Here is a 23277-nt window from a genome sequence, read left to right on the forward strand (position 1 = left end):
CTTTCACGCAACTCTTAGCGCCTGTTCAAAATCTTGCATGCGCATGAAGCGGCAACTACAAGACAGAAGAAGCCATCCAGCGAACTCGTGGGAGCGGCTTTAGCCGCGAGTTTTTGATCAGGGCAGACAAAGAACTCGCGGCTAAAGCCCCTCCCACAAAAGAGCAGTGCTCCATGTCCGCTCCCGCTATTGGGCTACCAAAATAACCTGGGCTTAACGATCTCAGCGCCCCTGGCGAATCTGCTGCAGCAGCGGCTCGCACTCGTTGGGCTGATCGCCGCTTGGGGCGACCAGCGCCACCAGGCCGGCGGCCGGTGCGACCAGCGCCCCCAGGGCCAGCATGCCAGCGCCACGCAAGACCAGCGGCCCTGCCTTCACGCCAGGGTTGGGGTTCTTGAAAGTGCCGCGCACGTACAGCGGTGAACGCAACGAGAAGATCCGCAGGCCCTTGGACTCGGGGGTGATGGTCAGGTCGAGCTGCTCGTTGCCGAAATTCACCGTGCCGTCCACGCCGATCAGCGCGTTCTCGGTGTCGATCACCATCAATTGCGGGCGCATCACGCCTTGCTTGATGTCGAGATTGGCGGCTGCACAGTTGATCTCCACCTCGTTATCGCCGAACAGTCGGCCGACCAGATAGTTACCGACGTTCAAGCCGGCGATCTCCATGAGGTTACGACTGACCCGGCCGTCGTTGATCAGCAGTTTGACGTGCCCATTGGCGCTGCCCAGCAGGGTCGCAACCGAATTGCCAGTACCGCTGATGGCCGCATCGCCGTTCAAGGCACCGAGGCTGCTCTGCATCACCTCGACATTGGGGAACAGCTGACGCAGGCGGAAATTGCGCGCACTCAGCTGAGCCCGGGCACGGAGCGGTGTGGCGCTGCCGTCCAGGCGCAGCATCGATTCCAGCCGTCCACCCGCCACGCCAAAGCGCAACGGTTCCAGGCTGAGGTTGCCGTTATCGAGCACCACATGGGTGAACAGGTCGGTAAAGGGTAGTTGCTCGCTATGCACGATGCGCTTGCCGGTGAAGCTGACGTCGGCGTCCATGTCGCGCCAACGCTCGGTGCGGAATTCCTCCACGGGCAGCACCTTGTTGCCGGGCTGAACGCTCGCCGCACCACGCTCCTTCTTCTCGGCATTGGAATCGGCACCGATCAGAGGCGCCAGGTCGGCGAAGCGCAGCTGGTTGGACACCAGTGCTCCGGAGAGCTTCGGCCGTGGCTCGCGAGCCACGAAGGTGAGATCGCCATGGATGTCGCTATCGCCGATGCGGCCATTGAATTTCTCGTAGCGAAACAGCGGCCCATCCGGGTCCTGCAGCTGGGCAACCAGTCGCCCGTCGGTGGAATAGGCCGGCGTATCGGGCAGCGTGACGCCGGTCAGCGGGTACAGGTTGCCAAGGCTGGCGCCGGACAGCCGCAGACGCAGATCCAGGGCGCCCAGGTTCTTCGGATCGGTCAGAGTGCCGGCCACCTGCACCCGTGTGGTGCCGGCTCGCACATCGGCCTGCACCGGGAATGGCGAGCGGGCATCCTGCAACGCCAGCAAGCCACCGATGCGGCCATTGCCGCTCAGAGCCTGGCCCTTGTAACGACCCTTGGCCTGCCAGGCGAAAGCGTAATCCTGCGGCTGCACGGCGTCCTCCTCCGCCTGGTTGGCCGCCTTGCCGACGATCTCGGCAAAGGCGATGGGCTCGCCGAGCGGCTCGACCTGCAGGTTCACACTGGCCTGGGAAACCTTATCGTCGACGCTGACCCGAGCCTTGTCGAAGCCGATGGTGCCGATGTCCATCACCCAGGGCGACGCGGTTTCTTGTTCCGGCTGCTCCTGCTCACCGAGATCGAAAGTCCAGTTGGCGCGCCCATCGGCCAGGCGCTCAAGCACGGCATCGGCGCCGGTCAGCTGGATGCGCGGAATCGACACGGTTTTCCACAGCAGCGGCACGGGCGACAGGCTGGCTTCGACGCGCTCAAGATAGACGAAGTGCTCACCCTTGGCCCAATCGGGGTTGCCCAGGCTGAGCTGCTCGGCAGACACGTGGGGCCAGGGCACCCAGGCGCGAAAGCCGGGCTCGTCAGGCTCGCGCTGCCAAGTGACGGCCAAATTGCCCTCGATCGCGAAGGGGCGATTGAGCGCTTCGGAAACCCGTGCGTTGATGGTGGGTTTGAGCAGGTTCCAGTCGAACAGCACCAGAAACAGCATCAGAGCTGCGATCAGTAGCAGGAGACTGGCAAGGCACCAGCCGAGTATCTTGCGAAGACGCATCATGCGGCGGCCCCTTTTTATCGGCGATCCCCACAATCACCGTCCCTGATCATTCGACTGGCCAATGCCCGGAATGACTCACAGAATGTTGTCATGCAGGTGTACAAACCTGCCGCCCTTACAACCTCGACCCTTGGCGGGCCCATGCGACTGATCGACACCCACACCCATCTGGACTTCCCCGACTTCGATGAAGATCGCCCCCGCGTGCTCGCCGAGGCCCGCGCGCTGGGCGTCGAGAAGCTGGTGATTCTGGGCGTCGAGCATGGCAACTGGCAGCGCCTGTGGAACCAGGTACTGGCGCACGACGTGCTGTATGCGGCCTTCGGCCTGCATCCGGTCTATCTGGACAGCCACCGGCCAGAGGACCTGCAACGACTCGAGCAGTGGCTGCTGGAGCGGCAAGGCCACGAGAAGCTCTGCGCGATAGGCGAATTCGGCCTGGATTACTACTTGCCTGAACTGGACCGCGAGCGCCAGCAAGCGCTCTTCGAAGCGCAACTGGCGCTGGCCGAACGCCTCGAACTGCCGGTGCTGCTGCACGTCCGGCGCGCCCATGCCCAGGTGATCGCCACCCTGAAGCGTTTCAAGCTGCGGCGTGCCGGCATCATCCACGCGTTCGCTGGCAGTTACGAGGAGGCCCGTGAGTACCTGAAGTTGGGCTTCAAACTGGGCCTGGGTGGTGCGGCCACCTGGCCCCAGGCCAAGCGCCTGCGCCAGGTCATTGCGCGCCTGCCGCTCGACGCCGTGGTGCTGGAGACCGATTCACCGGACATGGCGCCGGCCATGCATCCACACATGCGCAACAGCCCGGTCCACCTGCCGGCGATCTGCCGCGAGCTCGCCACGCTATTGGCGATCGAACCCGAGGCGCTGGCCGCCGCCAGCAGCCGCAATGCGGCCCAGCTGTTCGGCTGGCGTAACTAGAAGAACAACGTCCATAGTGCGATTGCCGCGTACCAGAGGATGGCCGCGCGCACCAGCAACTGCCAGAGGCTGTCGAGCGTCGTCACACCCACCTCGCCCAGAGCTGGCTCCGGGGTTTCGGCGGCGGCACGCGCCGCGCCAGCTGCAAGTTGTGCAGCGGAGATATCCCAGCTCAGCACTTCGTGCAGCAGCGCGCGGCTGACCGCGATGAAGTTGCCGACCAGCGCGAAGCTGGCCGCCAGCACCCGCACCGGCAACCAGTCGAAGGCATGCCGCAGCTGACCGGCGCGCTCGCGCAGGGCCTCGGACTGACCATTCTCGACGATCAGCGCCAGCAGGCGATAGGCCAGCGCGGCCAGCGGCCCCAGCAACACGTACCAGAAGATCACCGCGAAGAAACTCTGGTAGGCCTGCCAGACCAGGTAGGTCTGCACGTTCGGCAGCAGCGTCGCCTCGCCGTCGGCTTGCACGCCCAGGTCACGCTGTGCGACCAGGAAGGCCGCTTCGCCGTCACCACGCCGCCAACTGTCACGGAACGGGCCCAACGCAGCGAGCAGATCGCCTCGGCCCAGGCTGTAGATCACCACAAGCAGATGGATCGGCAACAGCAGCCAACCATAGGCCAGTGGCGCCAGCAATTTCAGCAGCGCGGCCAGGATCAGCAGGGGCACACCTACCAGCAGCGCGATGGCCAGCCAGGGCGAGTCGCTGGTGGTACCGCCGCGCTCCATCCGAGCCAGGGCGCGCAGCCAGGGTTCATCGTGCTGGATTCGCTGACGCCAGGCGGAAAACTTCTCCACCCACAGCACCAGCAACAACACCAGAAAACTCATGATGCCTCCTTATCAGTCATCAGTGACGAGCGCAGCCGCGCCCAGTCGAATGCCGGCCCGGGGTCGGTCTTGCGGCCCGGCGCGATATCACTGTGCCCGCAGATGCGCGCAGCGGTAATGGCCGGATAGGCCTGCTGCAGTGCACGCGTCAACTGCGTCAGAGCAGCGTACTGCGCATCCGTGAACGGTAGATGATCCGTACCCTCGAGCTCGATGCCCAGGGAGAAATCGTTGCAGTTCTCACGCCCTTCGAAGCAGGACACGCCGGCGTGCCAGGCCCGGTCCAGGCACGACACGAATTGCACGACGGTGCCGTCGCGTTCGATCAGAAAGTGTGCGGAAACCGTCATGCTGGCGATCCCCGCGAAATACGGGTGCGCGTCGGCCTGCAGACAGTTGGTGAAGAACGCCTGCACCTGACCGGTGCCGAATTGCCCCGGCGGCAGGCTGATGTTGTGAATGACCAACAGGGAAATCTCGCCCTGCGGACGCTCGTTGAAGTTGGGCGAAGGACAGTGCTGAATCCCCTGATACCAGCCGTCTTCGAGTTGCTTGCGCATAGGTGCTCCCCGAGAGAGCGGACACTCTAGGGTTTGTTGATGTTTCAGCGCAAGTGATGGCGCGGCGCGCGGCCCTTGGCGGCGGCCAGAACGACTCACGGCCCTGACGGGCCGTGAGAAGAAGATCGATCAACGGGAAGTGGCTTTCAGGCTCAGGCGCCCTTGAGACGACGCAAGTTGCCGATCACCGATTCGAGGGCGCGGTCGAAGAGCAGCGCATCGTCAAGCAAGCGCACCGCGTCGCGGCGGAATTCCACGGCGAGGCCGGTGCGGGTCTTCTCGAGCACCTTCATGCCGGTACGGTTGACGAAGATGTACTTGCCGGTCGGCTTGATGATCGCCGCCAGCTTGCAACGCAGCTTGTGCTCGTCGTCCTCCTGGAATTCGACCCAGCTGCCGACGCGCAAGGCATCGACATGCAACAGCGATTCATCGTCGTCGGCCAGCACCGGCTCATCCTGCGGCTCGCTGCGCGGTTGCCCCGGCGCTTCGAGCACGATCTCCTCGACGATCTCGACCATCGCCGAAATGCTACTTTCCTCTTCCGGCTGCAGGTCGAGCAGTGGCAGCTCGATACCGACGGCAGAGAGCGCCGAGCGCTGCACTTCGTCGGACTCGGTCGGCGCCGCGCGCTCGACATCGGGAATGGCACGTTTGAAGCGCTGGAAAGCCTGCACGTGCAGAGCTTCGAGCTGACTGAAGAATTCACTGGTGGAGAACGGATCGAACGCCGCACTGGCCATGCCTTCACGCAGCGCCTTGAGCAGGCCGGGCACCAACTCCAGCAAGCGCAGACGCGCCTCCGGGTTGTTGTGGGGCTCCACGCTCCAGATCAGCTCATCCATGGTGGCGAGGGTGCTCTGCCACTGCTCAGAATCGGTACCGTGCTTGAGGCAGGTCAGCATCATGACCTTGCTCCAGGCTTCGCGCAGCAACCGCACGACCACCTCGGGCAACGTCCTGCCGAGCAGCCGCTCGTTCAGGGCCTGCTCCACTTCCCGGCGGGCCATCTCGGCACGCGCACTGCCCTCTTCGGCGTCACGGGTGCGCTGTTCGAGCAACTCGCTGCGACGGCGCTCGTCACCGGTGAAGGCCAGGAAATCGGCCAGCAACTCGGAGAAGATCGCCGGGTCATCGGTGAAATCGTTGAGCAGACGCTGCACGACCTGCTCGATCTTCTGATAGAGGCTGTCGCGCTGATTGCTGTCATGGTCGCCCCAGCCGAGCGCCGCGGTAGCGATCTCGTTGAGCAGGCGGCGTGCCGGATGGCTGCCGCGACTGAAAAACGTCTTGTCGAGCACCGCGACCTTGAGCATGGGAATCTGCAGGCGGGCGATCAAGGCCTTCAGCGAGTCCGGCAGGCTGCGGTCGTCGAGGATGAATTCGAACAGCATCGACACCAGGTTGATGACGTCTTCATCGACCTCGCCGACCACCCGCACGCGGCCGCTCTTGGCGCTGGCGCGGGTCAGCAGGTGTTCGAGCTGGGCACGCAGGTCGACATCCGACGGTGCCTGGATCGGCGCGCGCTGTTGGAGATGGGACAGAAGACGCATCAGGTCGTTGGTGGAAATCGGCATCGCATTGGCCGGCGCCTGGCGCCGCGGCGCGATGCCCTCACGGGTTTGCGACAGCAGCTCCTGCAGCGCGCCGAACACTTCGCGCACCTCGTCGTCGCCGAACCCGGCGGAGCGCTCGAAGCCTTCGACCGAATCACTGCGCTCGGGACGACCATGGGCGGACGGGCGACGTGTCGGTACGGCCTTCAACTCTGGCAGCACGCCAGCTTCGATCAGCACGCCGTTGGCGTCGGTATACAGCTGTTCGAGGCCGCTGAGCACGTACTTCTCGAACAACTTGAGGATGATCAGCTTGACCTTGATTTCCACACCCAGGCCACTGCACGACTCCAGGAACAGCTCGCTGAGCGAAACCGGGCCGAGGGGATTGGACTTGTCATCGAGCTTCTTGCTGACGATGGCATTCAAGCGCGTGGTCAGGTGGGTGAGCGCGACATGGTCGCGGCTCAGCACCTTGGCGATCATGGAATCCAGCGCGACGGTCTCTTCCAACTCGTCGTTCTGTACCAGTGAGAGGCTGTCGAAAGACACCGCATCCAGGGTCGGCGGCTTGCCGACCACGTACTGGTTGAGGCTGGCGAACGACTCGAATACACGCTGCAGGAAGCCACGCTCGATCCCCTTGCGCTTGAGGCGCAGGTCACGCATGGCTTCGAAAAAGGCATTTTGCTCGGCATTGCTGGTGGCGCGGTCGGCCATGTCGAACAGGGTGTCGTCGGCATTGTCGAACAATGCCTGCAGCGCCTGCTTGAGCTGGTTGGCGGCGCGGTCACGAACCTGAATGAGCGATGCAGGCAGCCGGGCAGCTGCGGGGCGGGCCGTCTCAGGGACCATCTTGTTCAGATGCACTACGTTGGCATCGTTCTTCATCAAGATCTCCTGCGCAGAGCGCTGGTGAAGCAAACTGAAACAGGAATGCGGGCACCGCTTCAACGTCAAGGGTATGACGTCAATACTTCTGTATTAAAACATATCGGATTGCTGCGGGAGATGCCAAAGCAATTTCCTGCAGATATGAAATGCATCACAGGCCATCTGACGGGCTGCCGCCGAACTGCGCATGTGACCAATCGTTACAGTCAGGGTTCATTTTTACCCGATGAACGTAACAGTGGCGGTCGCAGCCCTTATAATCGCCGCCTCAGCCAATCGGAGGCTCCATGCCGAACATACTGCTCCCTGAGCTTCGCGCCGAAATCGAGGCCAACGTCCGTCGCAGCCTTCGCGAAGACATCGGCAGCGGGGACATCACCGCGCAGCTGATTCCCGAGTCACGCCTGGCCAATGCTACCGTGATAACCCGAGACCGCGCGGTGATCTGCGGCACAGCCTGGGTCGACGAGGTGTTCCGCCAGCTCGATGCCCGGGTGGCCGTACACTGGCAGGTGCAGGACGGCCAGCAGGCTGAACCCAATCAGGCTCTGTTCCACCTCGAAGGGCCGGCCCGGGCATTGCTCAGCGGTGAACGCACCGCGCTGAATTTCCTGCAGACGCTGTCGGCCGTCGCCACCCGCTGCCAGCATTACGCCAACCTGGTACAAGGCACCGGCGTGAAGCTGCTCGACACCCGCAAAACCCTGCCCGGCCTGCGCCTGGCGCAGAAGTACGCGGTGACTCAGGGCGGCTGCCACAACCACCGCATCGGGCTGTTCGATGCCTTTCTTATCAAGGAAAACCATATCGCCGCCTGCGGCGGCATCGCGGCGGCGGTGACCAGCGCGCGGTCCATCGCACCGGGCAAGCCGGTCGAGGTGGAAGTGGAAAGCCTGGACGAACTGCAGCAGGCCCTTGCGGCCGGTGCCGACATCGTCATGCTCGACGAGTTGTCGCTGGACGACATGCGCCAAGCCGTCGCCATCACAGCAGGGCGCGCCAAGCTGGAGGCCTCGGGCGGGATCAACGACAGCACCCTGCGCGGCATCGCCGAAACCGGCGTGGACTACATCTCCATCGGCACCCTGACCAAGGACGTCAAGGCGGTGGACCTGTCGATGCGCCTGGCGCTGTAAACGCTCCAAAAGAAAACGGCGCCCTTGGGCGCCGTTTTTGTTTCTTCAATCCACATCCGGACTGCTGACCAGTCGCTTGCGCTCGGGGAAGAACAGACGCTCCAGCTCCGAGCCGGGGTTCTCGGCACGCATGAAGGCTTCGCCGACCAGGAAGGCATACACCTCGCTGATTTCCATCAGCTCGACATCCGCGCGATTGAGGATGCCGCTCTCGGTCACCACCAGGCGGTCACGGGGAATGCGTGGCAGCAGGTCGAGGGTGGTTTCCAGGCTGACGTCGAAGGTATGCAGGTTACGGTTGTTCACACCCACCAGCGGGGTGTCGAGCACGTTCAGCGCACGCTCGAGCTCGTCGCCGTCGTGTACCTCCACCAGCACGTCGAGATCGAACGACTTGGCGGTCGCGGCCAGCTCGGCCATCTGTGCATCGGACAGCGCCGAGACGATCAGCAGCACGCAGTCGGCGCCCAGCGCCCGTGCTTCGACGATCTGGTATGGGTCGATCATGAAATCCTTGCGGATCACCGGCAGCGAACAGGCGCTGCGCGCTTCCTGCAGGTAACGGTCGGCGCCCTGGAAGAAATCGATGTCGGTGAGGATCGACAGGCAGGTCGCGCCACCATCCTGATAGCTCTGGGCGATGTCCGCCGGCACGAAGTTCTCGCGCAGCACGCCCTTGCTCGGCGAGGCCTTCTTGATTTCGGCGATCACCGCCGGCTGTTTGCTCTTGGCCTTTTCGATCAGCGCGTTGGCGAAGCCACGCACCGGGTCGGCCGCACGGGCCTCACGCTCGACCTCGGCCAGGCTGACGACGGCGCGCCGCGCCGCCACTTCTTCGGCCTTGCGGGCGAGGATATTTTCCAGAACGGTGGGAATGCTCACCCTTCATTCTCCTGTTTGAATACCGCGGTAAAGGACACCAACTCTTCCATTTTCTCCCGGGCCAGGCCGGTGTGCAGGGCGTCGTGGGCCAGGCTCATGCCGTCACGCAGGTTGTCGGCGTGGTCGGCTGCATAGAGTGCAGCGCCGGCATTGAGCACGATGATGTCGGCAGCCTTCTGACCGGCTTCGCTCTTGCGACGCCCCAGGGCATCGCGGATCAGTTCCAGCGATTGCCCGGCGCCTTCGACGGTCAGGCCGATCAGGCTCTGGCTCTTGATGCCGAAATCCTCGGGCTGGATGCGGTACTCGCTGACCACACCATTGTTCAGCTCGGCGACGAACGTCGGCGCCGCCAGGCTGATCTCGTCGAGACCGTCCTGGGCATGCACCACCAGCACATGCTCGCTGCCCAGGCGCTGCAGCACCTCGGCCATAGGCCGGCACAGTGCCTGGCTGAAGACGCCAACTACCTGGTGTTTGGCACCAGCGGGATTGGTCATCGGGCCAAGCATATTGAACAGCGTGCGCAGACCCAGCTCGCGACGCGGGCCGATGGCGTGTTTCATGGCGCCATGGTGGGACGGCGCGAACATGAAGCCGACGCCGACGGTTTCGACGCAGCGCGCCACCTGCACCGGCGTCAGGCCCAGATAGATGCCGGCGGCTTCGAGCAGATCGGCGCTGCCACTCTTGCCCGACACCGCGCGATTGCCGTGCTTGGCCACCTTGCCGCCCGCGGCGGCGACGACGAACGCCGCTGCGGTGGAAACGTTGAAGATGTTCATGCCGTCGCCACCGGTGCCGCAGGTGTCGACCAGACGCTCGGCAGCGATCTCCACCGGCGAGGCCAGTTCGCGCATCACGCTGGCGGCGCCGACGATCTCGTCGATGGTCTCGCTCTTCATGCGCATGCCCATCAGGAACGCGCCGATCTGTGCGTCGGTGCACTGACCGGTCATGATTTCGCGCATGACATCGCGCATTTCCTCGGTGCTCAGATCGAGCTGGGCGACGATGCGGTTGAGGGCTTCCTTGATATTCATGCGCGCACGCCTCCGGTCTGCTTGAGGAAGTTGGCGAACAGTTCATGGCCCTGCTCGGTCAGGATCGATTCAGGGTGGAACTGCACGCCCTCGACGTTCAGGGTCTTGTGACGCAGGCCCATGATCTCGTCGACGGCGCCGTCTTCGTGTTGCGTCCAGGCGGTGATCTCAAGGCAGTCCGGCAGGGTCTCGCGCTTGACCACCAGCGAGTGGTAGCGGGTCACGGTCACCGGCATCGCCAGGCCGGCGAACACACCCTTGTTCTCATGGAAAACCGAGCTGGTCTTGCCGTGCATCACCTGGCGAGCGCGTACCACGTCGCCACCATAGGCTTGGCCGATGCTCTGGTGGCCCAGGCAGACGCCGAGGATCGGCAGCTTGCCGGCGAAGTGCAGGATGGCCTCGATGGACACGCCTGCTTCGGTCGGCGTGCACGGGCCGGGCGAGACGACGATGCGCTCGGGCTTGAGGGCCTCGATCTCGGCGATGGTCAGCTCGTCATTGCGAATGACGTGGACATCGGCACCCAGCTCGCCCAGGTACTGCACCACGTTGTAGGTAAAGGAATCGTAGTTGTCGATCATCAGCAGCATTTTAGATTTAACCCTTTGATTTTACTGCGATTTTTCCTAGAGCCTTTATTTTCATACCCGCACATATACCCGCTTTTTCTAAGACTGGGTTTGACCATGCGATGTTGAAGAAAGGCAGAGAGAATCGTCCGGGCTGGCCGGAGAAATAAGATCAGGCGCGCCAACGCCAACGGGCGTGGGCCTTGATGACGCGCATCAGAAGGGTGCTACTGGGAGTCACTGGGAAGGTCTCGCGTTTATCTTGCGGCACAGTAGCCCAGCAGAGCCATGGCGTGCAACTGGCATTGCGACACCCGGCATCATGGGCAAACGCCGCCCTGATGGCCGAGCAGAACGATCTACCCGCCGAGCACCAGGAGCGCGTGATGCGCTGGCAGCGCGAGTGAGCCGGAGAGCGAGCACTCTGCGGCCCGGGCTCGTCACTCTCAACGCCGCGTGAGCACCGCACCAGGAACCTATTCATAATCCTTCAGCTCAGGTTCGTCGGTTTTGGCAACAGCGGGAGCGGCCGATCCCCTCCTACAATCTCACCGGCCGCTTCTGCCTTGTAGTTCCCGCTTCATGCACATGAAGATCGTGAACAGCTTCTTAAGGCGTTTCACCGATGGCTCGCACGTACGCCTGGCACATCCCTAGGGCGATGATGGCGCGGTCGCCGCGCCCGCTGATGTCGACAATTCGTTGAGCAGCTCCTCGGTCAATGTCGGCTCGTGGGGCGCCATCCACCAGGCGTCCGGCGCGGGTGGTGGTGGGCAGTTTGGGATGGTGATCGGCGCCGGCAGCGTCGGTGTCGGCGGTAAGGACCGACAGCCGTAGCTCAGCAGTGGCAAGACGATCACGCAGACGCGCAGCCTTTTGTTCAGCATCGCCAAGTCTCCTGTAGTGGGTTTGCGAGGACGCCTGCAGCTGTTGCTCGAGTGCAAGGCGCTTGTTCTGGGCGCGCTGGATTTCACGAGCGGCCGCGTCGTGCAGGCGCGCCATGACCTCGGCGTGGGACTGGTCACGCGCGGCCAGCGCCTGGCCCAGGCGCCAGCCTTGAACCACCCAGCCGAGGCTGATTGCGCCGAGCAGCAGCGCGAGGGCCAGGCCGCCGCCGACCAGCCATCGATAGCGGACGGGAATCAGCGTAAGCAGGCTCATGCTGTCACCCGTCCGCCGCAGGCGATGAACATGGCCAGCAGGTCTTCCCTGTCACGCGCCTGGGCGGCCAGTTCCTGTCGGTAGATGCGCAGCAGCGCAGCGAGATCGTGCTCACGCTGGCCGTAGCCGGCGCCCGGCAGACTGGCCCAGATGGGTGCCGCCGCACTGATCGCCTCAGCTACCCGGCCGGCCTGAATGGGTGCCAGTGCGCCGCACTCTTCGAGCAGTTTCACCGCGGCCAGGTCCTGGGCCTGCGGCGTGAAGCGCCCGCGAAAATTGTAGAGCTCGACGATGGCGTCCCAGGTGCGCGCCAGGAACTGGTAGCGGCCGGCCGCCGTGGACTGAATGTCGTAGCGCGGCAGCTCGACCAGTTGGCGCGGGTGCGCGCTGTAGTCGTCGAACAGCGCGCCGCCCACCAGCACGTTGTAGCCGTCGTCGCTCTCGGTGACGGTCGACGTGCCTTCGCTCCAGGCCAGCATATCGAGGAAAGCGAGTACGTTTTGGCCACCCGCCTGGGTGGCAGTAAGTCGGGCCATGGGGATTCTCCAAGTAGAATGACCCGCCGAAGCGGGTCATGTGGGTTGCTTCAGCGTGGGCCGTAAGTCGCGGTGGTGTTGCCGATACGCGCCATCAGCGAGCGAGTATTGGGCTTGAGGGTGCCGTCGTTGCGGTCCATTCCGTTAGGAGCGTTATCGGCATCACCAGGGCCGGCCAGCCATTGGAAACGCAGCATGTGGTGGGCATCGAAGAGCTTGTGCAATGCAGTGAAGTAATCGCGCATGCCCGGCACGTGATCGGGGCCGCCGAACTCACCGGCGATACCTCGTTTGCCGTTGGCCTTGAGCCAATCAACGAAAGGCTGCCAATCTGCCACTCGCTCTCGGTAGTCGATCGCCTCGTTGGCCTGCGTCCATTTGCCCCCGCCCTGCCCGCCCTTGTCGGGATACTGATGCGCCTCGTAGAGCAAACGCCCAACCGGATCGCTCAGGCTCTTGAGCATGTCGGAACGACGCGGCCATTCCAGCGCCGAGCTGAATGCATTGCCGGCGACCGTGATGAAGTGGCGTGTATCGACCTCACGTACCGCCGTGATAAGCCGCTGCACGTTGTTGCTCCACAACCGTTCGACGTTGACCCCACCATCCGGCACGCTGCCCATGTTGTGTGGCTCGTTCATCAGACCGTACCCCAGCAGTCCCGGCTCGTCGCGAAAAGCGCGGGCAATGGCCGCCCAGATACGCGCCAACAGCGTGTAGTTGACTGGGCAATCAGGTGCACCGATTGCGGTCCACAAGGCAAATCCGCCCCCCCAGCGCTGTACGGTCCGGCCACTCACCGGACCACTGGCGCGAATGTACCAACGGCAGTAATTGTGCATGTCCAGTAACGAGTAACCGCCCCAGCTGTGAATGTGGCGAATGGCCTGCCGAATTTCTTCGATATAGCTCTTGCGCAGAGTGAATCCACCGGCGCCATCGAGGATCACGGCGCGCTCGCCAGAGAACGGCAAGCGCGCCGCGAAAGGTTTGCCATCCAACTTGCCAGCGTAGGACTTGATGTAGTCCGGCTGGTGGCCGCGGGGAGCGACAGTGAAATAGTGAGTGTCGAGCTCGGCGGTGCCGATGCAATCGACATAAGGGTTATTGCCCAGGCCCGCGGCATTGAAACCGATAAGCGGGAATTGGCGGGCAGCGATCATTTGGTCAAAGGTCTTGATAACCATGGTGTTTCCTCCAGACATGAAAAAGCCCGCTCGATGGCGGGCCAGGGTGAGTACGACGGCATGAGGGTGCCGGCATACGGATTCAGATATCGGTTGTTGCCATTTACTGCCAAGCGGCCGAGTTAGACATCCCGGCCACCAGGTGTTTTGTCTTGCTTGCTGCCGCCGCCGCGACGGCGAATGGCGGCCAGCATCAACGTCACCACCAGCCCGGCACCGGCGAAACCGGCAGGTCCCGGATAGGCGAAGGGGTGGATGCCGTACAGCTGGAAGTCGGTAATAGCGGGGGCACACAGGTACCCCATCACGGCCGACGTCAGAAAGAACGCCAGCCGGTTCCACATGGGCAGGTTCTGCGTAGTGGTGAAATACACCAGGGCCCCGCACAAGGCGCCGAGTGCAGCCTCGCCATTGATTGGAGCGATCAGCGCGGCGAGATGCTCGCCGAGCACGCCGAACAGCACGGCGCTGCTGAATTCAGTCATTGTTATCGTACTCCCCGAGGCCTACGGCCCCGACGACATGAGGTTATGCCGCCCCCTGAAACGACAGAGCCCCGCAGGTGGCGGGGCTCTGTTAAAGGAAGGTCGGTGGTTGCAGCGCGCCGTTGAGCGCATTCGGAATCGATGGATGAAGTCACGAGGCTGGCTGACTGCTCGCCCACCTCTGTGACGGTGATGAATGTATAACCCCCGATTCTCACCCTCTCAAGGGCACCCCGGTAATCAGCGGCAACGCACCGGGAAAACAACGGACACGTAGCCGTTTCAGGCTGCGCAGTACCGTAGATGCACGCCCACAGAAGCGCCCGGAAGACGATTCAGGAACCCGGTGTTTTCAAGGAAGGAAACAAGCCATTGGCGAGAGCCGCCGCCGGCAGAAATGAAAAGCGCGCTCAGGCGGCGCGCTTCAGAAGTTGTGATTCGATGGCCCGGCGGGCCTGTCCCAGCCGTCGATAGAACTGCGCCCGACTGCACCCGCAGGCCGTCCATTTCTCGCGCTGGGGCTCGTCGCTGCAATACTGCGCGATGATGACCTGCCGCTGCTCCGGGGACAGGTGCTTGCTGACGATCCAGTCAATCTCCGTCGTCCTGTCCACCAGCACACGGCTGCCACGGGCAGCGCGATTAAGCACACCTTGTGATGCCATCAATGAAGCGATCACGCTGGTGCCCATGTTCGAGCCTCGCTCCGTTTCGCCGGCCTGATGCGCATCGCCCCACCGCTGCAGCGTTTCGTCTATATGGGAAATCATCGTCTGCCTCCTGCCATCCCCGATGGCGTTTGATATGACCTATCGGCAAGTCGCGTCACGCGCCTTACCGGTTATCGCCACTTCAAAAAATAATCACGAAACGTGTTTTATTCAAGCCGAGAATTGCGCTATAAATATTTCACTACGTGATTACCGGAGAGCCATGATGGAAACCCTGGGGCAACGCATCAAACGCCTGCGCAAGAGCAAGGGCCTCAGCCAGCAGCAACTGGCCGAGGCCTGCGGTTGGTCATCCCAATCGCGCATCGGCAACTACGAAAGCGACCTGCGCGAACCTGCTCTTTCGGACTTGCTGCTACTCGCCCCCGCATTGGGTGTCAGCCTCGCCGAGCTGGCCGGCACCGACGAACTGCCCGAAGTACCGCCCGCCGATACCCTGGCAGTCGGCCACGCCCGCGGCGGCGCGGTGCCGGTGGTGGGGCATGCGCAACTGGGTACTCAGGGTTATTTCGAGGAGATCGACTTTCCCGTCGGGCATGGCGACGGCTACCTGCGGATTCACAGCGACGACCCCAATGCCTACGGCCTGCGGGTCAATGGCGACAGCATGCACCCGCGGATCAAAAACGGCGAATACGTGCTAATCGAGCCGAACAAGCCGTTTCATGCCGGGGATGAGGTGATGGTCCGAACCCTGGACGGCCAAGCGATGATCAAGGAGTACATCTACCTGCGCGACGGCATGTACCGCTTCGACAGCGTCAACCAGAACCACCCGCCCATTCACATCCACCAGGACAACGTCACCAAGATTCACCTGGTGGGCGGCATCCTCAAATCCTCGCGCTTCACCGAAGAGTGATGACGCGCCCCATGAACCCGAGCAGCGAGACCTGACCCCATACCGAGCCCGACCATGAACACTCAGCCTGAGCAGCACCTGCCGCTCCAGACGCTGGAGCTCCTATTCCGCACCCACGGCGACGTGCTGGTGCCCATCGACCGCGTGCGCACGGTGTATTTCCGTCACCTGAGCGCTGACAACTTCATCCGCGCCATCGCCACCGGCCGCCTGAACCTGCCCATCACCACCCTGGACAGCAGCGCCAAGGCGCCCAAGTTCATCGAACTGCACCACCTGGCCGCCTACATCGACAGCTGCGCCAAAGCTGCCGATGCCAGTGGCGAAGGCAGCATGTGCGCCGAAACTCCAGGCAACTACCGAGTGGAGCGGGCTCAGGAGCCGCGCCGCGCGTAAGCGGCCAGGATGGTGCGCTCGGACTGCACCAGGTAGGCGTCCAGCGCCTTGGCGGCGTCGTGCGGGCGGCCGGCTTCGAGGTGCTCGAGAATCGCCGCGTTCATGTCGATGTAGGGCGCATGCAGGAATTCGGCGTCGTTGAGCAAGCCGAACACCAGGCGCAGCTCAGCGGACAGGTGCCGGTAGAAGGTATTCAGGCGTTGGCTGTCGGCCAGCTCGACGATGGCAGCATGGAACGCCATGTTGGCCGTACCCACCGCCCCCCAGTCGGGCACCCCGGCGCTGCGCTGCGCCGCCTTGACCGCCTCGCGCATGCGCTTGACCCCAGGGTGCTTGGGATAGGCCTGGGCCAGCGCCTGGCATTCGACGAAACGCCGCGCCCGGTAGATTTCGATGATCGAGGCCATGTCCGGCACCGATACGAACACACCGCGGTTGGGTTCGTGCTTCAGCAGGCCTTCCTGGGTCAGCACGCGAAAGGCTTCGCGCAGGGTATTGCGTGAGATATCGAGGCTTTCGCTGAGCGCCGCCTCGGACAGCCGTTGCCCCGGCACCAGTTCGCCCTCGACCAGCTTGCGGCGAATTTCCGCGGTCACGGTCTCGCCAAGCGTGCGCGGGTTGTCAGATACGTCGTTGTTCATCATCGATCCACCAGGCCAGGGCCGGGCTCTGCAGAGAGCCCAATGCAGGGATGGTCACCGAGCGGCACGCTCGAGGCAAGTGGCCAGGCTGTCACCGGGCGCACCATGGTGAAACACCGCTGGGTATCGAAGTAACAAAACAGTGCAAATAGATCACCAATACAAATTAGATTGTTGAACAATAAAAGCGTCTAGAATCAACAGATCGAACACTTTCATTGCTATTTGGCATGTTGATTGCCTTACACACCTGCACCCGTTACCCCGTCCCAGGAGTGTTCCATGCAGGCCCAGACCACCGGCGACTTCGCCCGCTCACGCCGCTCATCGCTGATCGCGGCGATCTTCCTGATGGCCACCTCGGCCATCGGCCCTGGTTTCATCACCCAGACCGCCACCTTCACGGCCACCATGGGCGCGGCTTTCGCGTTCGGTATCCTGGCGTCGATCCTGATCGACTTCGTGGTGCAGTTGAACGTCTGGCGCATCGTCACCCTGACACGCATGCGCGCATCGGACATCGCCAACGCGGCAATTCCCGGCAGCGGTTATCTGCTGGCGGTGCTGGTGATCTTCGGTGGACTGGTATTCAACGTCGGCAACATCGCCGGCTCCGGCCTGGGCCTGAATGCGCTGATGGGGCTGGAAACCAAATGGGGCGGCGCACTCAGCGCGCTGGTAGCCATTGGCATCTTCATGTCGCACCGCGCCGGCATTGCAGTCGATCGAATCATGGTGGTCCTGGGCCTGATGATGATCGGCCTCACACTGTTCGTGACCTTCGCCTCCAACCCGCCGCTGGGCGAAGCGCTGCGCCAGACGGTGTGGCCGGACGAGATCAACTTCGCGACCATCACCACCATCGTCGGCGGCACCGTCGGCGGCTACATCACCTACGCCGGCGCCCACCGCCTCCTTGACCGTGGCACGGTCGGCGTCGAGAACATCAACGAAGTCTCCAAGGCGGCGTTGAGCGGCATCATGGTCACCGGGGTGATGCGTTACATCCTGTTCCTGGCGATTCTTGGCGTGGTCGCCAGCGGCGTAGTGATCGACACCTCCGGCCAGGGCGCCAACCCTGCCGGCCAGGCGTTCCAGGCCGCGGCGGGTGAACTCGGCCTGCGCGCCTTCGGCCTGATTCTCTGGGCAGCGGGCATCACCAGCGTGATCGGCGCGGCCTACACCTCGATGTCGTTCATCACCGTGTTCAACAAGTCGATTACCGAACGCGGCCGCAACCTGGCGACCGTGGTGTTCATCGCCATATCCCTGGGCGTTTACCTGATGCTCGGCACCCCGCCCGCTGGCCTGCTGCTGTTCGCCGGCGGCTTCAACGGCCTGATCCTGCCGATCGGCCTGACCATCTTCATCTACGTGGGCTGGCGCCGCGCCGACCTCATGGAGGGCTACCACTACCCACGCTGGCTGCTGGCCCTCGGCGCCCTCACCTGCGTGCTGACCTGGTACATGGCCGCCAAGTCCATCGGCCCGATCTTCGCCTTCATCGCCTGACTCTAGGAGACCCAACATGCCAACCATCGACCTCAACAGCGACCTGGGCGAAAGCTTTGGCCAATGGTCCATGGGCGACGATGCCGCGATGCTCGACATCGTCAGCAGCGCCAACGTCGCCTGTGGGTTTCACGCCGGCGACCCGGCCGGCATCCTGCGTACCCTCAAGGCCGCTGCGGCCAAGGGCGTGACCATCGGCGCCCACGTCGCCTACCCGGATCTGGTCGGCTTCGGCCGCCGCAACATGGACGTGGCCAGCGATGAGCTGACCGCCGACGTGATCTACCAGATCGGCGCACTGCAAGCCCTGGCCACCGCCGCCGGCACCGCGGTGCGCTACGTGAAGCCCCATGGTGCGCTGTACAACACCATCGCCCACGACACGCGCCAGGCCCTGGCGGTGATCACGGCGATTCGCGCCGTGGATGCACGCCTGGTGCTGGTCGGCCTGGCTGGTTCGCCGCTCATCGAGCTGGCCCGCCGCGAAGGCCTGACCTGCATCGCCGAAGCCTTCGCCGACCGCGCCTACACACCGCAAGGCACCCTGGTGTCGCGCCGCGAGGCAGGTGCCGTACTGCACGACGCCGAACAGGTGGCCCAACGCATGCTGCGCCTGGTACAGACCGGCGAGGTCGAAGCCATCGACGGCAGCGTCACCCGCATCGAAGCCGATTCCATCTGCGTGCACGGCGACAGCCCCGGCGCCATCCAGATGGCCCGCGAGGTGCGCCAGTTGCTGGAGCAGTCCGGCGTATCCCTGCAATCCTTCGCCGGAGCCGCCCGATGAACGCCATCCAACGCGCCCAACAGGCCGCCATTGCCGCCGCCCGCCAGGCCCGCGCCGAGTACCGCAACGGCCGCGTCGCGCCTACGGCCGGTATCGCGCCGGGCATGACCCAGGCCAACCTGATCGCCCTGCCCCGCGACTGGGCCTATGACTTTCTGCTCTACGCTCAGCGCAACCCCAAAGCCTGCCCGGTGCTCGACGTGAGTGACGCCGGCAGCCCGTACACGGTACTGGCCGAAGGCGCCGACCTGCGCACCGACTTGCCGCTGTACCGCATCTGGCGTGATGGCAAGCTGGCCGAGGAAGTCAGCGACGCCACCGCCGCCTGGGCGGAGCACGCAGACATGGTGACCTTCCTGATCGGCTGCAGCTTCACCTTCGAGACTGGCCTGCAGGAGGCCGGCATCGAGGTGCGGCACATTGCCGACGGCTGCAACGTACCGATGTACCGCACCAACCGCGCCTGCCGCCCGGCGGGCCGCCTGCATGGCGAGATGGTGGTGTCGATGCGCCCGATCCCGGCGGATCGCGTGGCCGAGGCGGCCGGCATTTCCGGGCGCTACCCCTCGGTGCACGGCGCCCCGGTGCATATCGGCGAGCCGCTACGCCTGGGCATCGAAGACCTGCAGGCGCCGGACTTCGGCGATGCGGTGCGCATCGAGCCCGGCGAAGTGCCGGTGTTCTGGGCCTGCGGCGTGACGCCCCAGGCGGCGGTCATGGCCTCCGGCGTGCCCTTCGCGATCACCCATTCGCCGGGTCATATGTTCATCACCGACGTGCCTGACAGCACGTACCACGTATAGGACAAGCCCGTGCGTTTTCTCCCAGCCAACCTCGATACGCTGCTCGTCGAACTGGCCGATCTCGACGAAACCCTGGCACTGTTCGACGCGCTGCAGGCCGAACCCATCGCCGGGGTCGAAGAGATCGTCCCAGCGGCGCGAACGCTGCTGATCCAGTACCGGCCCAGCGCCGTCGATCGCCAGGCGTTGATCGATGATCTGGCCCGCCGCGACCTGAGCCGGCGCAGCGCCCGCGACAGCCGTCGCGTGGAAATTCCCGTGCACTACGACGGCGAAGACCTCGATGAGGTCGCCGGCCTGCTCGGCATCAGCCGTGAAGAAGTGGTGCGCCGCCACACCGGCGCCGATTACGAAGTGGCCTTCTGCGGCTTCGCGCCTGGCTTCGGCTACCTGACCGGCGGCGCCGACTTCCAGGTGCCGCGCCGGCAGACTCCACGCACGCGCATTCCAGCCGGCGCCGTGGCCCTGGCCGGCAACTTCAGCGGCATCTACCCCAAGGCCAGCCCCGGTGGCTGGCAGATCATCGGCGTAACGCCCTTGCAGATGTGGGACATGAGCCGCGACGAGCCGGCCCTGCTGCGCCCCGGCTACAAGGTGCGCTTCCAGGATGCCGGCCCACTGCCGGCCGGTGGCCTGCCAGACCATGAACGAGCGACGGCCAGCGAGCCGCCTGCCGGTGCCCACCTGGAAATCCTCAGCCCCGGCCTGCAAACGGTGCTGCAGGACCTCGGTCGCGCCGGCCATACCGACCAAGGCGTGTCGATGTCCGGCGCGCTGGATCGCGGTGCCCTGCGTGCCGCCAACCGCGCAGTTGGCAACGACTCGGCCTGTGCCTGCCTGGAAGTGGTGCTCGGCGGCCTGAGCTTCGTTTGCCACGGCCGCACGCTCATCGCCGTCAGCGGTGCGCAGACGCCCGTCACCGTCACCACCGCCAGCGGCCTGCAATGGCAGCCGGGCAATTACCAGCCCATCGAACTGGACGACGGCGACCGCGTCAGCCTCGGCGCGCCCCAGGCCGGGCTGCGCAGCTACCTGGCGATTCGCGGCGGCTTTCAGGTCGCACCAGTGCTGGGCAGTTTGTCCTACGACAGCCTGGCCCAGGTCGGCCCGCCGCCGCTCAAAGCTGGAGACCGATTGGGTTTCGAAGCAACCAGCGTCGGTAGCAGTGTGTCGACGAGCGAAGTTCCGGCCTCCCCTCTGCCCACCGCCTTGGACATCATCACTCTGGATGTGGTCATGGGCCCGCGCAGCGACTGGTTCACTCCGGCAGCCATCGAACGCCTGAGCAGCCAGCTGTGGCGCGTCACCCCGCAATCCAACCGGGTCGGCATTCGCCTCGAGGGCGAGGTGCCGCTGGAGCGCTGCAACCATGACGAGCTGCCCAGCGAAGGCACCTCACTGGGCGCCATCCAGGTGCCCGCCAGCGGCCAGCCAGTGCTGTTCCTCGCCGACCACCCGCTGACCGGCGGCTATCCGGTGATCGCCGCCGTGGCCAGCCACCACTTGGATCTGGCCGGGCAAATCCCCATCAACGCGCAGATCCGCTTCAACCCGATCGAGGCGTTCGTCGAGCTCGAGCCCGACGCCTCCCTTCCTACTGCCGATGCGAAGAACCAGCCATGAAAAAAGTCCTGATCGCCAACCGTGGTGAAATCGCCGTGCGCATCGCCCGCGCCTGCCGCGACCACGGTGTGGCCTCCGTGGCCGTTTACGCCAATGCCGATATCGACGCCCTGCATGTGCGCCACGCCGACGAAGCCTACGGGCTGGACGGCGAGCGCCCGGCCGACACCTACCTGAACATCGATAAGCTGCTGGCCATCGCCGAGCGCGCCGGCGCCGATGCCGTGCACCCCGGCTATGGTTTTCTCTCCGAACGCGCCGACTTCGCCCGCGCCGTGCAAGGCGCTGGGCTGATCTGGATCGGCCCGAACCCGCAAACCATCGACGTGCTCGGTGACAAGGTCGAGGCCCGCAAGCTCGCCCAACAGGTCGGTGCGCCGCTGGTGGCCGGTACCCCCGGCCCGGTGCAGAGCGCCGCCGAAGTGCTGGCCTTCGCCGAGCAGCACGGCCTGCCGATCGCCATCAAGGCCGCGTTCGGCGGCGGCGGGCGCGGCATGAAGGTCGCCTGGCGCATGGACGAAGTCGCCGAACTGTACGCCTCGGCGGTACGTGAAGCCGAAGCCGCCTTCGGCCGCGGCGAATGCTTCGTCGAGCAGTTCCTCGACCGCCCACGACACATCGAAGCCCAGGTGATCGCCGATAGCCACGGCAACGTGGTGGTGGTCGGCACCCGCGATTGCTCGCTGCAACGCCGCAACCAGAAGCTGGTGGAGGAAGCGCCAGCACCGTTCATCACCGATGAGCAGCGCCAGCGCATTCACCAGTCCGCCCACGCCATCTGCGCGAAGGCCGGCTATGTCGGCGCCGGCACCGTGGAGTACCTGCTCAGCGCCGATGGCACCCTGTCGTTCCTGGAAGTGAACACCCGCCTGCAGGTCGAGCACCCGGTGACCGAGGAAACCGCGGGCGTCGATCTGGTGATCGAACAGCTGCGCGTCGCCGACGGCCTGCCGCTGTCGTTCACTGAAACACCGACGCCGCGCGGCCACAGCTTCGAATTCCGTATCAACGCCGAGGATGCCGGCAAGGGCTTCCTGCCCACTCCCGGCCAGATCAGCGAATTCCGCGCCCCGAGCGGCCCGGGCGTGCGCCTGGACAGCGGCGTGGAGAGCGGCTCCAGCGTGCCTGGCACATTCGACTCGATGATGGCCAAACTGATCGTCACCGGCGCCACCCGCGAGCAGGCCATCGCCCGCGCGCGCCGCGCCCTGGCCGAGTTTCAGATCGATGGCATCGCCTCGGTGCTGCCCTTCCATCGCGCGGTGATGGACCACGCCGACTTTACCGGCCCTGAGCATTTTGCCGTGCACACCCGCTGGATCGAAACCGACTTCGCCGAGCAGATCACCCTGGCACCGCGCACCTTGCCGGTGGCCGGCGATGCGGTGCTGCGCACCTTCATCGAGATCGACGGCAAGCGCCACGAACTGGGCCTGCCGAGCGCCCTGCTGCAAGGCCTGGCACCATTGGGCGGTAACACTCAGCCCACGCCTCAAGCCGCTGCGCCGGATGCCGAAGAAGGCCTGGTCAGCGCACCGATCTCCGGCAACCTGCACGCCTGGCTGGTCGAGGACGGCGCCCAGGTCAAAGCCGGCGAGGTGATCGCGGTGATGGAAGCCATGAAGATGGAAACCCAGGTCACCGCGCCGGCGGACGGCACGCTGCGCATCCGTGAACAGGCCGGGGCCTATCTGGACGCCGGGGCGGCGTTGGCCAAGCTGGAGGGCTGAGATAAGCCCTGGGTATCGCTGCGCCCCATCCAGGCTATACCCGTGGGAACGGGCCATGCCCGTGATGTCGCGCGCATGGCGCGCTCCCACAGGATGGAGACAACTCGCGTTTGGTGCTCAAAGAAAGAGCAGCCGTAGGGTGGATC

The 23277-nt window shown here is 64.4% G+C and carries 22 protein-coding genes; 9 read left to right on the forward strand and 13 right to left on the reverse strand.

Translation table 11 applies throughout. The features are described from left to right. Positions 1 to 222 precede the first annotated feature (222 nt). Complete coding sequence (locus tag BVH01_RS21010; protein WP_075932192.1) at positions 223 to 2274, reverse strand: AsmA family protein; 2052 nt, start codon at positions 2272 to 2274, stop codon at positions 223 to 225. A gap of 141 nt (positions 2275 to 2415) precedes the next feature. Here BVH01_RS21010 and BVH01_RS21015 point away from each other — a divergent pair, with 141 nt between their 5' ends. Beyond that, positions 2416 to 3198, forward strand: coding sequence for a TatD family hydrolase (locus tag BVH01_RS21015; RefSeq protein ID WP_075932193.1), 783 nt, complete (start codon positions 2416 to 2418; stop codon positions 3196 to 3198). Here BVH01_RS21015 and ampE read toward each other — a convergent pair. The 3 genes from ampE to BVH01_RS21030 form a co-directional block, all read right to left on the reverse strand. Further along, on the reverse strand, positions 3195 to 4031 hold the full coding sequence (gene ampE, locus BVH01_RS21020) for a regulatory signaling modulator protein AmpE (protein WP_075932194.1): 837 nt from the start codon (positions 4029 to 4031) through the stop codon (positions 3195 to 3197). The genes BVH01_RS21015 and ampE overlap by 4 nt on opposite strands. Beyond that, on the reverse strand, positions 4028 to 4591 hold the full coding sequence (ampD, locus tag BVH01_RS21025) for a 1,6-anhydro-N-acetylmuramyl-L-alanine amidase AmpD (protein WP_075932195.1): 564 nt from the start codon (positions 4589 to 4591) through the stop codon (positions 4028 to 4030). Before ampD ends, ampE begins: the two co-directional genes overlap by 4 nt. Positions 4592 to 4743: 152 nt before the next feature. Then, complete coding sequence (locus BVH01_RS21030; protein ID WP_075932196.1) at positions 4744 to 7041, reverse strand: DUF1631 domain-containing protein; 2298 nt, start codon at positions 7039 to 7041, stop codon at positions 4744 to 4746. 290 nt (positions 7042 to 7331) lie between these two features. On the opposite strand from BVH01_RS21030, the gene nadC reads away from it, so the two are divergent. Then, a complete protein-coding gene (gene nadC, locus BVH01_RS21035) occupies positions 7332 to 8180 on the forward strand; it encodes a carboxylating nicotinate-nucleotide diphosphorylase (RefSeq protein ID WP_075932197.1) in 849 nt (282 codons plus the stop codon). 45 nt (positions 8181 to 8225) lie between these two features. Here nadC and trpC read toward each other — a convergent pair whose 3' ends face one another. From trpC to BVH01_RS21075, 8 genes are all read right to left on the reverse strand, one after another. Beyond that, positions 8226 to 9062, reverse strand: a complete 837-nt coding sequence (gene trpC, locus BVH01_RS21040) for an indole-3-glycerol phosphate synthase TrpC (protein WP_075932198.1) — start codon at positions 9060 to 9062, stop codon at positions 8226 to 8228. Continuing rightward, the gene (gene trpD, locus BVH01_RS21045; RefSeq protein ID WP_075932199.1) at positions 9059 to 10105 is read right to left on the reverse strand and encodes an anthranilate phosphoribosyltransferase; all 1047 of its coding nucleotides are present in this window, start codon (positions 10103 to 10105) and stop codon (positions 9059 to 9061) included. The genes trpC and trpD overlap by 4 nt, the downstream gene beginning before the upstream one ends. Further along, entirely contained in the window at positions 10102 to 10698 is a 597-nt protein-coding gene (locus BVH01_RS21050) for an aminodeoxychorismate/anthranilate synthase component II (RefSeq protein WP_075932200.1), read from the reverse strand. The genes trpD and BVH01_RS21050 overlap by 4 nt, the downstream gene beginning before the upstream one ends. A 588-nt stretch (positions 10699 to 11286) precedes the next feature. Continuing rightward, a complete protein-coding gene (locus tag BVH01_RS24725; RefSeq protein ID WP_075932201.1) occupies positions 11287 to 11838 on the reverse strand; it encodes a hypothetical protein in 552 nt (183 codons plus the stop codon). Continuing rightward, positions 11835 to 12374: a glycoside hydrolase family protein gene (locus BVH01_RS21060; RefSeq protein WP_075932202.1), complete on the reverse strand. Its 540-nt coding sequence runs from the start codon at positions 12372 to 12374 to the stop codon at positions 11835 to 11837. Before BVH01_RS21060 ends, BVH01_RS24725 begins: the two co-directional genes overlap by 4 nt. 50 nt (positions 12375 to 12424) lie before the next feature. Continuing rightward, a complete protein-coding gene (locus BVH01_RS21065; RefSeq protein ID WP_075932203.1) occupies positions 12425 to 13561 on the reverse strand; it encodes a glycoside hydrolase family 5 protein in 1137 nt (378 codons plus the stop codon). 122 nt (positions 13562 to 13683) lie between these two features. Continuing rightward, positions 13684 to 14046 (reverse strand): putative holin, encoded by a 363-nt coding sequence (locus tag BVH01_RS21070; protein WP_075932204.1) that lies wholly within the window; start codon positions 14044 to 14046, stop codon positions 13684 to 13686. Positions 14047 to 14456: 410 nt separating this feature from the next. After that, positions 14457 to 14816 (reverse strand): hypothetical protein, encoded by a 360-nt coding sequence (locus tag BVH01_RS21075; RefSeq protein WP_075932205.1) that lies wholly within the window; start codon positions 14814 to 14816, stop codon positions 14457 to 14459. 166 nt (positions 14817 to 14982) lie between these two features. On the opposite strand from BVH01_RS21075, the gene BVH01_RS21080 reads away from it, so the two are divergent. Both BVH01_RS21080 and BVH01_RS21085 read left to right on the forward strand, forming a co-directional pair. Further along, positions 14983 to 15639: a S24 family peptidase gene (locus BVH01_RS21080; RefSeq protein ID WP_075932206.1), complete on the forward strand. Its 657-nt coding sequence runs from the start codon at positions 14983 to 14985 to the stop codon at positions 15637 to 15639. A gap of 54 nt (positions 15640 to 15693) precedes the next feature. Further along, entirely contained in the window at positions 15694 to 16035 is a 342-nt protein-coding gene (locus BVH01_RS21085) for a pyocin activator PrtN family protein (RefSeq protein WP_075932207.1), read from the forward strand. Here the strand turns inward: BVH01_RS21085 and BVH01_RS21090 are convergent. Then, positions 16014 to 16676: a GntR family transcriptional regulator gene (locus tag BVH01_RS21090; RefSeq protein ID WP_075932208.1), complete on the reverse strand. Its 663-nt coding sequence runs from the start codon at positions 16674 to 16676 to the stop codon at positions 16014 to 16016. The genes BVH01_RS21085 and BVH01_RS21090 overlap by 22 nt on opposite strands. Before the next feature lie 282 nt (positions 16677 to 16958). On the opposite strand from BVH01_RS21090, the gene BVH01_RS21095 reads away from it, so the two are divergent. Genes BVH01_RS21095 through BVH01_RS21115 form a run of 5 tightly spaced genes read left to right on the forward strand, consistent with a single transcriptional unit; the run spans position 16959 to position 23131 of the window. Continuing rightward, positions 16959 to 18188, forward strand: coding sequence for an NRAMP family divalent metal transporter (locus BVH01_RS21095; RefSeq protein WP_075932209.1), 1230 nt, complete (start codon positions 16959 to 16961; stop codon positions 18186 to 18188). 16 nt (positions 18189 to 18204) lie between these two features. Then, entirely contained in the window at positions 18205 to 18975 is a 771-nt protein-coding gene (locus BVH01_RS21100; protein WP_075932210.1) for a LamB/YcsF family protein, read from the forward strand. Beyond that, the gene (locus BVH01_RS21105) at positions 18972 to 19778 is read left to right on the forward strand and encodes a putative hydro-lyase (protein ID WP_075932211.1); all 807 of its coding nucleotides are present in this window, start codon (positions 18972 to 18974) and stop codon (positions 19776 to 19778) included. The genes BVH01_RS21100 and BVH01_RS21105 overlap by 4 nt, the downstream gene beginning before the upstream one ends. 9 nt (positions 19779 to 19787) lie before the next feature. Next, positions 19788 to 21401, forward strand: a complete 1614-nt coding sequence (locus BVH01_RS21110) for a 5-oxoprolinase/urea amidolyase family protein (RefSeq protein ID WP_075932212.1) — start codon at positions 19788 to 19790, stop codon at positions 21399 to 21401. Continuing rightward, positions 21398 to 23131: a biotin carboxylase N-terminal domain-containing protein gene (locus BVH01_RS21115; RefSeq protein ID WP_075932213.1), complete on the forward strand. Its 1734-nt coding sequence runs from the start codon at positions 21398 to 21400 to the stop codon at positions 23129 to 23131. Before BVH01_RS21110 ends, BVH01_RS21115 begins: the two co-directional genes overlap by 4 nt. Positions 23132 to 23277 lie beyond the last annotated feature (146 nt).

Origin of the sequence: Pseudomonas sp. PA1(2017) (genome assembly GCF_001945375.1) — a bacterium.
In the GTDB taxonomy this organism is placed as follows: Bacteria; Pseudomonadota; Gammaproteobacteria; order Pseudomonadales; family Pseudomonadaceae; genus Aquipseudomonas.

Bases quoted from the DNA above. Each gene is read 5' to 3' on its own strand.
- BVH01_RS21010 (WP_075932192.1), bottom strand. From the start codon at position 2,274: ATGATGCGTCTTCGCAAGATACTCGGCTGGTGCCTTGCCAGTCTCCTG.
- BVH01_RS21015 (WP_075932193.1), top strand. From the start codon at position 2,416: ATGCGACTGATCGACACCCACACCCATCTGGACTTCCCCGACTTCGAT.
- ampE (WP_075932194.1), bottom strand. From the start codon at position 4,031: ATGAGTTTTCTGGTGTTGTTGCTGGTGCTGTGGGTGGAGAAGTTTTCC.
- ampD (WP_075932195.1), bottom strand. From the start codon at position 4,591: ATGCGCAAGCAACTCGAAGACGGCTGGTATCAGGGGATTCAGCACTGT.
- BVH01_RS21030 (WP_075932196.1), bottom strand. From the start codon at position 7,041: ATGAAGAACGATGCCAACGTAGTGCATCTGAACAAGATGGTCCCTGAG.
- nadC (WP_075932197.1), top strand. From the start codon at position 7,332: ATGCCGAACATACTGCTCCCTGAGCTTCGCGCCGAAATCGAGGCCAAC.
- trpD (WP_075932199.1), bottom strand. From the start codon at position 10,105: ATGAATATCAAGGAAGCCCTCAACCGCATCGTCGCCCAGCTCGATCTG.
- BVH01_RS21050 (WP_075932200.1), bottom strand. From the start codon at position 10,698: ATGCTGCTGATGATCGACAACTACGATTCCTTTACCTACAACGTGGTG.
- BVH01_RS24725 (WP_075932201.1), bottom strand. From the start codon at position 11,838: ATGAGCCTGCTTACGCTGATTCCCGTCCGCTATCGATGGCTGGTCGGC.
- BVH01_RS21060 (WP_075932202.1), bottom strand. From the start codon at position 12,374: ATGGCCCGACTTACTGCCACCCAGGCGGGTGGCCAAAACGTACTCGCT.
- BVH01_RS21065 (WP_075932203.1), bottom strand. From the start codon at position 13,561: ATGGTTATCAAGACCTTTGACCAAATGATCGCTGCCCGCCAATTCCCG.
- BVH01_RS21070 (WP_075932204.1), bottom strand. From the start codon at position 14,046: ATGACTGAATTCAGCAGCGCCGTGCTGTTCGGCGTGCTCGGCGAGCAT.
- BVH01_RS21075 (WP_075932205.1), bottom strand. From the start codon at position 14,816: ATGATTTCCCATATAGACGAAACGCTGCAGCGGTGGGGCGATGCGCAT.
- BVH01_RS21080 (WP_075932206.1), top strand. From the start codon at position 14,983: ATGGAAACCCTGGGGCAACGCATCAAACGCCTGCGCAAGAGCAAGGGC.
- BVH01_RS21085 (WP_075932207.1), top strand. From the start codon at position 15,694: ATGAACACTCAGCCTGAGCAGCACCTGCCGCTCCAGACGCTGGAGCTC.
- BVH01_RS21090 (WP_075932208.1), bottom strand. From the start codon at position 16,676: ATGAACAACGACGTATCTGACAACCCGCGCACGCTTGGCGAGACCGTG.
- BVH01_RS21095 (WP_075932209.1), top strand. From the start codon at position 16,959: ATGCAGGCCCAGACCACCGGCGACTTCGCCCGCTCACGCCGCTCATCG.
- BVH01_RS21100 (WP_075932210.1), top strand. From the start codon at position 18,205: ATGCCAACCATCGACCTCAACAGCGACCTGGGCGAAAGCTTTGGCCAA.
- BVH01_RS21105 (WP_075932211.1), top strand. From the start codon at position 18,972: ATGAACGCCATCCAACGCGCCCAACAGGCCGCCATTGCCGCCGCCCGC.
- BVH01_RS21115 (WP_075932213.1), top strand. From the start codon at position 21,398: ATGAAAAAAGTCCTGATCGCCAACCGTGGTGAAATCGCCGTGCGCATC.